This window comes from Aquitalea sp. ASV11 (assembly GCF_016429185.1).
Lineage (GTDB): Bacteria > Pseudomonadota > Gammaproteobacteria > Burkholderiales > Chromobacteriaceae > Aquitalea > Aquitalea pelogenes.
The window spans coordinates 1-13,690 of sequence record NZ_JAELUD010000093.1; the positions used below are offsets into that span (position 1 = coordinate 1).

General features: G+C 58.9%; 9 protein-coding genes. 6 read left to right on the forward strand and 3 right to left on the reverse strand.

Features of this window, described 5'->3' with window-relative positions:
- Together JHD62_RS19595 and JHD62_RS19600 are read right to left on the reverse strand one after the other, a co-directional pair.
- A partial coding sequence (locus tag JHD62_RS19595) for a hypothetical protein (protein WP_199104295.1) occupies positions 1-537 on the reverse strand: 537 nt, incomplete at its 3' end.
- 176 nt (positions 538-713) lie between these two features.
- Positions 714-5,525 (reverse strand): NAD-glutamate dehydrogenase, encoded by a 4,812-nt coding sequence (locus JHD62_RS19600; protein WP_199104296.1) that lies wholly within the window; start codon positions 5,523-5,525, stop codon positions 714-716.
- A 518-nt stretch (positions 5,526-6,043) separates the two neighbouring features.
- On the opposite strand from JHD62_RS19600, the gene JHD62_RS19605 reads away from it, so the two are divergent.
- The 6 genes from JHD62_RS19605 to JHD62_RS19630 all read left to right on the forward strand — a co-directional run bounded on the left by JHD62_RS19605 (position 6,044) and on the right by JHD62_RS19630 (position 11,123).
- Positions 6,044-6,808: an ABC transporter substrate-binding protein gene (locus JHD62_RS19605; protein ID WP_045848083.1), complete on the forward strand. Its 765-nt coding sequence runs from the start codon at positions 6,044-6,046 to the stop codon at positions 6,806-6,808.
- 96 nt (positions 6,809-6,904) lie between these two features.
- Positions 6,905-7,669, forward strand: coding sequence for an ABC transporter substrate-binding protein (locus JHD62_RS19610; RefSeq protein ID WP_131354752.1), 765 nt, complete (start codon positions 6,905-6,907; stop codon positions 7,667-7,669).
- 67 nt (positions 7,670-7,736) lie between these two features.
- Positions 7,737-8,426, forward strand: a complete 690-nt coding sequence (locus JHD62_RS19615; protein WP_045848081.1) for an ABC transporter permease — start codon at positions 7,737-7,739, stop codon at positions 8,424-8,426.
- Positions 8,423-9,154 (forward strand): ABC transporter permease, encoded by a 732-nt coding sequence (locus JHD62_RS19620; protein WP_045848080.1) that lies wholly within the window; start codon positions 8,423-8,425, stop codon positions 9,152-9,154. The genes JHD62_RS19615 and JHD62_RS19620 overlap by 4 nt, the downstream gene beginning before the upstream one ends.
- A 93-nt stretch (positions 9,155-9,247) precedes the next feature.
- Positions 9,248-10,045, forward strand: coding sequence for an ABC transporter ATP-binding protein (locus JHD62_RS19625; RefSeq protein ID WP_045848079.1), 798 nt, complete (start codon positions 9,248-9,250; stop codon positions 10,043-10,045).
- Positions 10,046-10,145: 100 nt separating this feature from the next.
- The gene (locus JHD62_RS19630; protein ID WP_045848091.1) at positions 10,146-11,123 is read left to right on the forward strand and encodes a GlxA family transcriptional regulator; all 978 of its coding nucleotides are present in this window, start codon (positions 10,146-10,148) and stop codon (positions 11,121-11,123) included.
- Positions 11,124-11,189: 66 nt separating this feature from the next.
- Here the strand turns inward: JHD62_RS19630 and JHD62_RS19635 are convergent, their stop codons facing one another.
- Positions 11,190-13,397: an ATP-binding protein gene (locus JHD62_RS19635; RefSeq protein ID WP_233161112.1), complete on the reverse strand. Its 2,208-nt coding sequence runs from the start codon at positions 13,395-13,397 to the stop codon at positions 11,190-11,192.
- Positions 13,398-13,690 lie beyond the last annotated feature (293 nt).

Here is a 13,690-nt window from a genome sequence, read left to right on the forward strand (position 1 = left end):
CACCGGCTGCAACACCACACGGCGCAGCAGGCCTTCATCGGTGCTCAGGGCATCCAGTCGCAGGCTGTAGGTCCATTCATCGCCAAACGGCGATTCGTCATCCTCCCAGCGCAACAGACGTCCAGCCTGATTCAGCCAGGGTTGCCAGCCGGTGGCGGGAAAGCCGACGTAAGCGTCGTAATCGAAGCTGAACTCACAGGTCCAGTGCGCAATATGCAGCACCGGGCCCAGCGGCTCCGCCCCTGCACCCGAACCAACACGTGGCACGCCGTCGCCCGCCAGGCTGATCTGGAAATTCAGGAAGGCGACGATAGTGTCCTTGCGCTTTTTCTTTTGCAGCAGCGGCAGGCTGCAGCACAGCGCCTGGCGGGATTCGCCGCGCTTTTGCTGTTCGGTCAGCGGCTTGCCCACGGTGCACAGTCCGCTGGCCGGCAAGGCCTGCTGCAGTAGTTCGATCAGCGCCTGTTCCAGTTGCTTGGCATGGCGCCAGGCTTGCTCTGCTTCCCGAGCGGAGGCGTCGGCCTGTGTGTTCTGCATCTTGTCATTCCAGTCTGTTCGGCATGATGGATGCCGGAGTCAAGTGCGGATGATAGCCGGATTTGCCTGCTGCCGTCCGCCGCTTCTCATCAAACCCGGCGCATTTTGTGCTGATCACCATAAAAAAACCGGCCCCTGGGGGCCGGTTTGCATGAAGCAGACACCAGACTGACAGATCAGGCCAGCAGGTGGTTGTTGAGCTCGCGCATACCGGCAGACAGCATGGCCAGGTCCAGCACGCTGAAGGACTGCAGCTCGGCAAACATCTGGTAGCACAGTTCCAGCTCGCCACGACGCTTGCTCAGCCAGGCATCGGCAAAAGCCTTGTCGCCGATGGCTTCGCTGAGGGCCAGCTTGGCCAGCTTGCGATGCAGGCGGTACAGGTCGTCACGCAGCGCGGAACGGGCCAGCGACTGCCAGCGGTTGTCGCGCGGCAGGCCGGTAATGGCGTCACGCAGCCAGTCCAGTTGCAGGGTGCGACCCAGCTGGAAGTAGTTCTGTGCCACTTCGTCCTGCGACAGTTCGCCGCCTTCGCTGATTTCGATGATGTCCATCAGCGGTACGGCAAACTCCAGACGCGCCAGCACGCGGGCCAGTTCCTGCGGCATGTTCGGCAGGCTCAGGCGGGCTTCCAGCTCGGCCACGGCCGGGTACTGTCTGGCATCCACCAGTGCCGGCAGACGTGCCAGCAGTTCCTGTACCTTGCCGGCGTACTGTTCGATCACGGCATTCACCGAGGTGAACGGACGCTTGTTGCGCAGTACCCAGCGGGTGACGCGTTCGATCAGGGTACGCACCAGCACCATCATCTGCATTTGCTGGTCGGCCGGAATCAGGTTGTCCAGCGCTTCGATCTGGCCCCACAGGTTTTCCGCATCAAACACGCGGCTGGCAATCCACCAGGCGCGGGCGATGTCGGCCGCGGAGAACGGCGACTCTTCCTGCAGGCGGAACACGAAGGTGGTGCCCATGCGGTTGATGATCTGGTTGGCCAGCTGGTTGGCGATGATTTCGCGACGCAGCTGATGCTGTTCCATCTGCTTGCCAAAGCGCTGTTGCAGCGGTTTGGGGAAGTAGTTGACCAGCACCGGCAGGAAGTCGGCATCGTCCGGCACATCGGTAGCCAGAATGGCCTGATCCAGCGAAATCTTGCTGTACGCCAGCAATACGGCGATTTCCGGCACGGTGAGACCCTGACGCGCCAGACGGCGTTCGTTGATCTGGGTATCGGACGGCAGGTATTCGATTTCGCGGTTCAGTTCGCCCGTCTTTTCCATGTGCGCAATCATGCGGGCATGGGTGGACAGCATGGAGGCAGCTTCCAGACGCTTGATGGCCAGCACCTGGGTTTGCAGCACGTTGTTGCGCAACACCAGATGGCCTACTTCTTCGGTCATCTCGGCCAGCAGTTCATTACGCTGTTTCAGCGTCATGTCACCGGCTTGCATCACCGCGCCGAGCAAAATCTTGATGTTGACTTCGTGGTCGGAGCAATCCACACCAGCGGAGTTGTCGATGGCGTCGGTGGCGATACGGCCGCCGCACAGCGCGAATTCGACACGACCCAGCTGGGTGCAAGTCAGGTTACCGCCTTCTGCCACCACACGGGCTTGCAGTTCGTTGCCATTGACACGTACCGGATCGCAAGCGCGGTCGCGGGCGTCGGCATGGCTCTGAGTGGAAGCCTTGATGTAAGTACCGATACCGCCGTTGTACAGCAGGTCGATCTTGGCCTTGAGGATTTCATGGATCAGCTCGTTCGGCGCCATGTGGTCCTTGTCGGTTTCCAGCCAGGCCTTGACTTCAGGCGACAGCGGAATGGACTTGGCCGAGCGCTCGAAAATGCCACCACCCTTGGAAATCAGCTCACGGTTGTAATCTGCCCAGCTGGAACGCGGCAGATTGAACAGGCGGGCACGTTCGGCAAAGCTGGTCTTGGCGTCCGGAGTCGGGTCCAGGAAGATGTGCAGGTGGTTGAACGCAGCCTTCAGGCAGATGTGTTCGGACAGCAGCATGCCGTTACCGAATACGTCACCAGCCATGTCGCCAATGCCGATCACGCTGAAATCCTGCTCCTGGGTATTGATGCCCAGATGGCGGAAGTGGCGCTTGACCGATTCCCAGGCACCGCGGGCGGTAATGCCCATGCCCTTGTGGTCGTAACCGGCGGAACCACCGGAAGCAAAGGCATCCCCCAGCCAGAAGCCGTAGGATTCGGAAATGCCGTTGGCGATGTCGGAGAAGGTTGCGGTGCCCTTGTCGGCAGCCACCACCAGATACGGATCATCCGGGTCCAGACGGCGCACGTCCTTGGGCGGAATGATCTGGCCGGTCACCAGGTTGTCGGTGACATCCAGCAGCGCGGAGATGAAGATCTTGTAGCAGGCGATGCCTTCGGCCAGGAAGGCTTCACGGTCGCTCGGTGCCGGCAGTTGCTTGCCGACAAAGCCACCCTTGGAACCCATCGGCACGATGACGGAGTTCTTCACCATCTGTGCCTTCACCAGACCCAGCACTTCGGTACGGAAGTCTTCCATGCGGTCGGACCAGCGCAGGCCGCCACGGGCTACCTTGGAGCCGCGCAGGTGCACGCCTTCCACACGCGGGCTGTATACCCAGATTTCAAACATCGGGCGCGGCTGCGGCAGGAAAGGAATCAGGTTGGATTCCAGCTTGAAGGACATATAGGACTTGAACTGGCCGTCGGCATCCTTCTGCCAGAAGTTGGTGCGACGGGTAGCCAGAATCACGGCCAGGAAGCCGTTCAGGATGCGGTCTTCATCCAGGTTGGCCACATTGTCCAGCAGCTCTTTCACTTCGGCCAGCAGCGCGTCGGCACGGGCGTCGTCGGCATTCACCGGGTCCAGGCGGGCCACGAACAGCGCCACCAGACGACGGGTGATTTCCGGGTAGTTGGCCACGCACTGTTCCAGATAGTTCTGGCTGAAGGTGAGGCCGCCCTGACGCAGGTACTTGGCCAGTGCACGCACCAGCGAGATTTCACGCCAGTCCAGGCCGGCAATCAGCGCCAGACGGTTGAAACCGTCGTTTTCGCAACGCTTGGCAAACACCTGGGACAGCAGCTCCTGGAAGTCTTTCTGTACCGCTTCGCTGGACATCTGTTCGAAGAAGGCACCCACGTCCAGGCCAAAGTCGCTGATCCACACTGCGGAGCCGTCTTCACGCTCGACACGGTACGGATGCTCGTCGCGCACCTTGACGCCCATGTTTTCCAGAATCGGCAGACTGGCGGACAGGCTCATCGGCTCGCCTTCGCGGAACAGCTTCAGGTTGAATGCCTGGTTGCCGCGATGGAAAGGACGGTACAGCTTCATGGCCAGCGGGTTGCTGGCAGACACGGACTCCAGCAATTGCACGTCCAGCACGGCATTACGTACGGCAAACTCTTCGCGGTACGCCACCGGGAAGGCGGTGCGGTAGCGATTGAACAGCAGGTTGCCGGCTTCTTCGCCATGCACTTCCACCAGTTGCTGGTGCATTTCTTCCACCCAGCCACGCACCAGACGGGCGATTTCCGCCTCGATGTCTGATTCGCGGAAGGCCGGCAGCTTGGAGGCATTGGTGCGGATGATGTAATGCACGCGTGCCAGCGAGCTGTCGCTGATCTGCACGCTGAATTCTGCCGAGCTACCGTTGAAGGCCGTCATCAGCACCTTCTCGATTTTCAGGCGCACTTCGGTATTGAAGCTGTCACGCGGCACGTAAACCAGGCTGCTGACATAGCGGTGGTAGCGGTCCTTGCGCACGAACAGGCGCACGCGCGGGCGCTCTTGCAGGCTGACAATGCCTTCGGCGATCGGGCCCAGTACATCGGCCGGAATTTCAAACAGCTCGTCACGCGGATAGCTTTCCAGCACGAAACCCAGGGTCTTGGCCTTGTAGCTGTCGTCCACGTAGTCGCAGTTGGCCACCACGCTGGCCACCTTCTGACGCACCAGCGGAATGTCTTTCGGCGAAGCCTGATAGGCACCGGCGGTATACAGGCCGAGGAAGCGGCGCTCGCCAATCACTTCGCCCTTGTCGTTGAAGCGCTTGATGCCGACAAAGTCGACATAGGCCGGGCGGTGGATGATGGAGCGGGTTTGCGATTTGTTCAGGATGATCAGCTGCGGCAGGTGCGCCAGTTCGCGCAGTTCTTGCGGCAGGGTTTCAAAGCTGGCGGAGTATTCCTTGTCGCCCTGGTCGCGCAGGATGCCGAGGCCGGAATCCTTGACGATCTTCAGGCTGTCCTTGCCATCACGCTTGACCAGGTCGTAGTCGCAATAGCCCATGAACAGAAAGTGGTTGGCCGCCATCCAGCCGAGGAAATCCACGGCTTCCTTGGCTTCTGCCGCGCGTTCGCCCTTCACCTTGGCCAGGTCCTTGCCGATGTCGCCCACCACGGCGCGCATTTTCGGCTCGTCGCTCACCACCAGACGAATGTCGGCAATGATGCGGTTCAGTTCGGCTTCCAGCTTTTGCAGGGTGGCGGCATCGCTGACGCGGTCGATCTGCACGTGGATGAAGGATTCCAGCGGCAGGCTGCGGTCTTGCGTGCGTTTTACTTCCAGCAGGTTGCCGTTCTTGTCGCGACCAACCGACAACACCGGGTGCACCAGGAGGTGCAGATTGATGTTGTAGCGCGACAGCAGCATGGAAATGGAGTCGATCAGGAAAGGCATGTCGTCGTTGACGACTTCAATCACCGAATGGGTGCTTTGCCAGCCATCACGCTCGAAATCGGGAGTATAGATACGCACCTTGTGCTGGCCGGGGTTACGCTTGCGCGCGAACTCGAAATGGGCCAGTGCAGCACCGAACAGATCCAGCGAGGAAAACTGGCGCAGGTCGGCATGCTCGGTTTCTTCAAAGTAGATCGGGAAGAATCCGGCGAGTTGTGGTGTCTCCTTGGGTGAAAGCTTGCTCTCGGCAACGGCCTGAATATCGGCAATCAGGCTCGCCAGTTCGGTCTTGTTGGTAAGCGACATGGGGCTTCTCTTGTTGTATGCACGGTTTGTGTCGGGGCATTGTAGTAAGCCCGCTACCAGCGGGATTTCCTTAATGCGACATCGACTTACAGAAAGATGGGATGCAGTGCAGCATGAAAAACCGGCAGCCACTGCACTACTGGTTTTTCTCCCACTATTTGCCTTATAGCAATGCGACGGCCAATTACAAAAAGGCCGTGACAGCCTACATTGTATACAATCCGACAATCAAGTTATAAGTGACTGATTTTGATGACGTTTCACAAGCGTTACAAACTGGCGTAGAATGCGCCCCTTCGCAATTTGTTGCTATCCGCGCCAAATGCGACTGATTGTTGGGCAGGGAGTTTCCGTGCCACCATTGCCTGGCGTCTTCACAGGAGGCGCATGCAGGCATAACAACAACAGGTTCCGGCCGCGCTGCCAAGGCAGCCACCCCATCCGCGCCGGGTTTACAAAGTAAGACCACGGGAACAAGCAGCACGCTTGCTCCCTGCATGCGAGAAGCAGAGACACATATGAAGAAGGTTATTTTTGCGGCTGCAGTTGCAGTCAGCCTGTCCGGTTTTGCCAGTCACGCAGAAACCATCCGCTTTGGTGTAGACCTCAACTACCCGCCGTTCTCCAAGCAAGGTGCCGATGGCAAGCCGGAAGGTTTCGACATCGACATGGCCCAGGCCCTGTGTACCGCCATGAAGGTGAGCTGCCAGATCGTGCCGCAGGACTGGGACGGCCTGATTCCCGCACTGAATGCCAACAAGTTCGACGCCATCCTGTCTTCGATGCAAATCACCGAAGAGCGCAAGAAAGCCGTCGACTTCAGCAACAAGTATTACAACATCGCCAGCCGCATCGTGGCCAAGAGCAACACCCAGGTGTCGCAAACTTCCTTCAAGGGCAAGAAGATCGGCGTGCTGCGTGCTTCCACCCAGGAAAAGTTTGCCCGTGACTTCTGGGGCAAGAACGGTGCCACCATCGTGGCTTACACCAAGTCGCCTGAATCCTTCCTCGACCTGAAAGCAGGCCGTGTTGATGCCGTCTTTGTCGATGGCGCAGTCGGCGAGCAGGAATTCCTCAAGACCGACGGTGGCAAGGGTTACGCCTTTGTCGGCCCCAACTATGCCGATGTGAAATACTTCGGTCTGGGCGCCGGCATTGCCGTGAAAAAGGGCAACCAGGCCCTGGCCACGCGCATCAACAAGGCCATCGAGCAGATCCGCAAGGATGGCAGCTACAAGAAAGTACAGGACAAGTACTTCCACTTTGACGTCTACGGCGGCTAAGCCCTGCACGTCTGCTGCATAGTCCAGCTTGCGCCGGCAGCCAGCCTGTCGGCGCACAGGACCACACATCCAACAAAAAGACCCACCGGAGAAACCATGTTCAAGTCCCTCATGGTGCTGGGCGCGTGCGCGCTCGGCATGGCTGCTGCTGCCCAAGGCGAAACCCTGCGCTTTGCCACCGATGCCAGTTACCCGCCGTTTTCCCAACAAGGCCCGGACGGCAAGATGAAGGGCTTCGACCCTGATATCGCCCAGGCCCTTTGCTCTGCCATGAAAGTGACCTGCGAAGTGGTGCCGCAGGACTTCGACGGCATCATCCCTGCCCTGCAGGCACGCAAGTTCGACGCCATCATCGCCTCGATGAACATCACCGAAGAGCGCAAGAAGGTCGTCAGCTTCTCCAACAAGTACTACAACATGCCCAGCCGTCTGGTAGCCAAACAAGGCAGCCAGATCAACGATGCCTGGTTCAAGGGCAAGAAGATTGGCGTATTGCGTTCTTCCATCCAGGAAAAATACGCCCGCGACAACTGGGTGAAGCTGGGCGCAAAACTGGTGTCCTATGCCAAGGCACCGGAATCCTTCCTCGACCTGAAAGCCGGGCGTGTTGATGCCAGCTTTGTCGATGCCGCCGTAGGTGAATCCGACTTCATCAAGACGCCGGCGGGCAAGGGTTACGCCTTTGCCGGGCCGGAGTACAACGAGGTGAAGTACTTCGGTGAAGGCGCAGCCGTAGCGGTGCGCAAATCGGACGCTGCCTTGCTGGCCCGCATCAACAAGGCCCTGCAGCAGATTCGTGCCGACGGTAGCTACGACAAGATCCAGAAGAAGTATTTCAGCTTCGACATCTACGGCAAATAAACCGTCATGGTGGCGCGGGCGGGCAGTCGTCCGCGCCGTCCCTTCCCGGGAAACACAGGGGTAGTACATGTTTTTACACGGATATCTTCCCAGCATCCTCGATGGAGCGGTGCTGACACTGAAACTGGCGGCGGCATCGCTGGCGGTTTCCGTCGTACTGGGCCTGGTTGGTGCCATGTTCAAGATGGCCCCCTCCAAACCCTTGCGCACACTGGCCGAGCTTTACTCCACCGTGGTGCGTGGTGTGCCCGACCTGGTATGGATGTTCTTGCTGTTCTTCGGCGTGCAGATGCTGCTCAACGATGTGGCCGCAGCCATGGGCTGGGCCGCCCCGGACATCGACCCCTTTATTGCCGGGGTGCTGACACTGGGCTTCATCTTCGGTGCCTACATGACCGAAACCTTCCGCGGCGCCATCATGGCGGTGCCCAAGGGACAGATGGAAGCCGGTGCCGCCTACGGCATGGGGCCGCTGCGCATTTTCTGGCGCATCACCTTTCCGCAAATGGTGCGCTTTGCCCTGCCCAGCTTTACCAATAACTGGCTGGTACTGGTGAAGTCCACTGCGCTGGTCTCGGTAATCGGCCTGAATGACGTGATGTACCGCGCCGACGCGGCCAAGTCCAATACCCAGGAACCGTTTACCGTCTACATGCTGGTAGCGGTGATCTTCCTGGTGATCACCAGCGTGTCCAACATCCTGCTGGGCATGCTGGAGCGGCGCTATTCCACCGGTCTGAAGGAGAACGGCCTGTGATCGACTTTCACCTTATCCTCGACAAATTGCCGGCCTTTCTGGGCGGTGCCGACGGCCAGCCACTGCTGAGCACCAGTGACGGCATCGTGATGACCCTGGAGCTGCTGGGTGCCTCGCTGCTGTTGGGCATGCTGCTGGCCATTCCGCTGGCGCTGGGGCGTGTGTCGAAAAACCGCCTGCTGTCCGGCAGCGTGTGGCTGTACACCTATGTGTTCCGCGGTACGCCTCTGCTGGTGCAGCTGTTCATCATCTATTACGGCCTGTCGCAGTTTGATGCCGTACGCGAGAGCTGGCTGTGGCAATACCTGCAGGATGCCTGGTTCTGCGCCATTCTGGCCTTTACCCTGAACACTGCGGCCTACACCACCGAAATCATCGCCGGCCAGATCCGCACCACCCACTGGGGCGAAATCGAAGCCGCCCGCGCCATGGGCATGAGCAAATGGCTGATGATGCGCCGCATCGTCATTCCCTCCGCCCTGCGCCGCGCGCTGCCGGCCTACAGCAACGAAGTGATCATGATGATGCAAAGCACGGCGGTGGCCGGTCTGGTCACGCTGGCCGACATCACCGGGGTGGCACGCCGTATCTACAGCGATACCTATATGGCCTTCGAGCCCTTCCTGATTGCCGGGGCCATCTATCTGGTACTCACTTTTGTCTTTGTCTGGCTGTTCAAGCAGGCAGAGCAACGCTGGCTGGCCTATCTGGCCCCGCGCAAGCATTGACAGCGTGGGCAGCCACCCGGCTGCCTTCTTTCAGCAATGGCCGGCTGTCGGCATGACAGCGGCGCGATGAAACCTTATACAAGGGTTGCAAGCATGAAACACAACGACGCGGCACAAGCCACCGACATCAAACTGCGCGTGAGCGACCTGCACAAAAGCTATGGCAGCCATGAAGTGCTCAAGGGGGTTTCCCTCACCGCCCATGCCGGTGACGTAATCAGCATCATCGGCTCCTCCGGCTCGGGCAAAAGTACCTTCCTGCGCTGCATCAACATGCTGGAGCACCCTAATAGCGGGCAGATCCAGCTGGGCGGTGAAGAACTGCAACTGGTGCCGGACAAGAAAACCGGCGCGCTGCGTGCCGCCAACCACAAGCAGCTGGAACGCATTCGCACCCGGCTGGCCATGGTGTTCCAGCATTTCAACTTGTGGGCACACATGACGGTGCTGGAAAACATCATCGAAGCCCCCATTCATGTACTGGGCCTGTCGCGCGATGAAGCCATTGCCCGCGCGCGCAAGTATCTGGACAAGGTGGGCCTGAAAGACGTGGAAGGCAAATACCCGTCACACATGTCCGGCGGACAGCAGCAGCGTGTAGCCATTGCCCGCGCCCTGGCGATGGAACCGGAAGTCATGCTGTTTGACGAACCGACTTCAGCACTGGACCCGGAACTGGTAGGCGAAGTACTGCGGGTGATGCAGGATCTGGCGCGCGAAGGCCGCACCATGGTGGTGGTGACCCACGAAATGGGCTTTGCCCGCGAAGTGTCAAACCACGTGATTTTCCTGCACAAAGGCAAGATCGAAGAACAAGGCAATCCGCGCGAAGTGCTGGCCAATCCGCAAAGCGAGCGGCTTGCACAATTCCTCTCCGGCAGTCTTAAATAAATCGTACAATGCCACACTGAAATAGCAGCGCCACGCCATCCACGGCATGGCCTGCTTTTTTGGTATAGTGCTCAACTTTTTTGCAAACATGGGTCAATCAATGCACGCTGCCAAACCGTTACGCTACGGTTTTCTCCTGCTTCCGCACGCTTCCATGGCCGACTTTGCCATTGCCAGCGAAGTGCTGACCCGGGCCAATCAACTGGCCGAAAAAAAGCTGTACGAATTCTTGCCGCTGTCGCTCAATGGCCTGCCGGTTGCCATGTCCAATGGCTTGAAACTGCCGGTGGACCTGCCACTGGCTTACGCGCCCAAGCTGGACGGCCTGTTCATTCTGGCGGACGACATCACCATTGATGTCAATCTGGACGAACTGCTCAAAAGCATCAGCGGCCTGCACACCGACAAGCTGCCCATTGCCGGCATTGGCTGTGGCAGTTACTGGATGGCCCGTGCCGGCTTGCTTAACGGTTTTCGTGCCACCATTCACTGGCAGGAAATCAGCCGTTTTACCGAGGAATTCCACGAAGTCATCGTTTCGTCCAACCTGTACGAAACCGACCGCTGCCGCATGAGTTGTGCCGGTGGTGCGGCCACACTGGATTTCATGCTGTCGCTGGTTGGCAATCAGCATGGCCATGAGTTTACTGCCCGCCTGTCGGAAATGTTCAGCATCGAGCGCCTGCGCCCCGGCAACGAACGCCAGCGCATTCCACTGGCCACCCGCATCGGCGGCAGCCAGCCCAAGCTGACCGAAGCCGTCAGCCTGATGGAAGCCAATATCGAAGAGCCGCTGACCACCGACGACATTGCCTACTATGTCGGGGTATCGCGCCGCCAGCTGGAGCGCCTGTTCAAGCAATACCTGAGCACCGTGCCGTCCAAATACTATCTGGAGCTGCGCCTGAGCCGCGCCCGCCAGCTGCTGCAGCAAACCAGCAAGTCCATCGTGCAAATCGGCCTGGCTTGCGGCTTCTCCAGCGGACCGCACTTCTCCAGTACCTATCGCAATCACTTCGGCATCACCCCGCGCGAGGAACGTGCACAACGCACCCAGGTGGTGGTTGAACCACGCTGATCCGCTAGCGCCATACCCGCCATGCAAAAGAGCCGCATTGCGGCTCTTTTTGGTATTGAATCCGTCTCAGCCGGCGGCTGGCTCCTGCTCTGTCGCAGCCACCGTTTGCGACAACGGTAGCTCGATACGGAAGCAAGCACCGCTCGCTGGAATGTTTTCTGCGCAAATCAGGCCGCCATACTGCTCGACAATGGTCTGGCAGATCGACAAGCCCAGGCCCATGCCATTCTGCTTGGTGGAAAAGAAAGGATGGAACAGCACTTCCAGCGACTCGGGAGAAATACCACGGCCGGTATCACGCACTTCCAGAATGGCCTTCTTGCCCTCACGCCGGGTGTGAATGATGATATGGCGCTTCATCACCGGTTCATCGCGCAGCGCATCCATGGCATTGGACAACAGGTTCAGCACCACCTGCTCCATCTGGATGCTGTCCGCCATCACCGTCATCGGATACACCGACAACAGCTGCACCATTTCAATCCCACGCTCTTTCAGGTCGTACTCCGCCAGGAACATGCAGTTGCCCACTACCTGGTTCAGGTCGATCAGGCGGATTTCCATGGCCCGCTTGCTCACCAGGGCACGCAAGCGTTTGATGATTTCACCGGCGCGGTCCGCTTGTGCCACCGCCAGTCGCAAGGCCGATTCGATCTGCGGCCGGCTGTCTTCACCAAACTCCAGCAACTGCAAGGAAGCCTGGCAGTAATTGGAAATGGCAGTCAGCGGCTGATTCACTTCATGAGCGATACCGGAGGCCATTTCACCCATGGTATGCAAACGCGCCACGTGGGATAGCTTTTCCAGATGCTCCTTCACCCGCAACTCGCTGGCCTCCAGTGCCTCGGCAGCACGCTGCCGTACCGGCCCCATATCGCGCAAGGCACACACCACACCGGTCAGGCTGCCCGCACGGGAAAACAGCGGCGCAATCGCTCCCTCCACCAGGCGCACGTGCCCGCGCGCAGTTGCCAGCTGCATCCGCTCCGGCAATTCAACCGTATGCGCCTGGCGATAGCATTCGCTGATCGGATTCTCGGCAAACTCTGCCGATAGCTCGCCAATCAAGCGGAACACATTCTGGTAGGGCTGGCCGACTACCTCTTCCCGACTCACGCCCAGCAAGGTCAAGGCCATCGGATTGGCCATTTCGATCTGCTGCTGCGTATCCAGGATGATCACGCCATCATGCACGGCATTCAAGGCGACAGCAGCACGCTCGCTTTGCAGGAACAAGGCTTCATCTGCCTGACTCTGTGCCCGGCGCAAGGCAAGACGCTGACTGTACAGCAGCCACAGCGAAAGCATCAGCGACAAGACCAGCCCCTCACGCAGCAGCAAGCCACCGAACTTGAAATCGCCCGGAAACACCTCCTTGCCCACCCGCAAGGTAAATGGCTGGGACTGACTCACCAGCGGCAGGCTGATGTCCAGCTTGGCCACCGACGGCCACCACTCTCCCCCATTGTTGCGCTTGCCCGGAATGGTATAGATGGTTGAGCCCGGATTCGCCGTAGCCATGATCGATAGTTCCAGATCAGCCGGCACCCCTTCACCCGGGGAGATGGTGAGCAATTTCTCGCAGTACACCACCAGCGCCACCACGCCGATCAACTCCTTGCCTGCCCCGCTTGCCTGCCGTACCGGAGAATCCAGAAACACCGGCTGCATCAATAGATAGACACGTCCACCTTCATACAAATCGAAAGGCACCGAGGCAACTTTGCGCCCGCTGCGAATGGCTTGCTTGATCTCGGTGGCAAAACGCGGCTCATGCAACACGTCATAGCCATATACCGAACTGGCTGCTGCAATGTCCGGCTCGATCATGGTTACCACCAGATGCTGCTCGCGCACGGGCGCAGGCACCCAGCTGCGGCGACCGGCAATATCGAAATCCCGGATAAAAAAGGTCTTGCCGAAGCGCTGCTGCATTTCGTCCAGGAATGTATTGCGGTTATCCCGGCTGACATTCTGGAAAAACTCCACGGTATACAGCTGAGAATAATGAGACAGCAGCTGATGAGAAAATGACTTGAGAATCGGCATCTCGAACTTCTGCCGCGACATCAGCATGGCATCCAGCGCAGCCAGCACCGATTCATTCTGGTCCAGCTTTCTGGCAATCACGCCATGCGCCAGCCTGGCTGTACGGTCAAAGTCTTCCTGTATGCGTTGATACTCTGACATCGCCCATTGAATCCCCACCATCAAGGACACAGCCAGCCACAGCAGCACAAACAGGTGCAGGCGTTTATGCAGATAATCAAGCAAGGGAGTCTCTCAGAAAAAGCGTGGAAACAAGTCGGCAGCATGCCAGGATCAAATCATGCCGGACATTGTAAACCGGCCACTCCAGCAGTAACAGCGTAGTACTGCTTACGCTGAAAGCAGACTAATGCCTCTCCTGCACATCAGTTGTTTGGTCAGCAATTTTCGCAGCCCAAAAGCACAAAGCCCAGCTCGGTTGAGCTGGGCTTCGAATGGGGAGTCTGGCGGTGTCCTACTTTCACATGGCGAATGCCACACTATCATCGGCGCTAAGGCGTTTCACGGTCCTGTTCGGG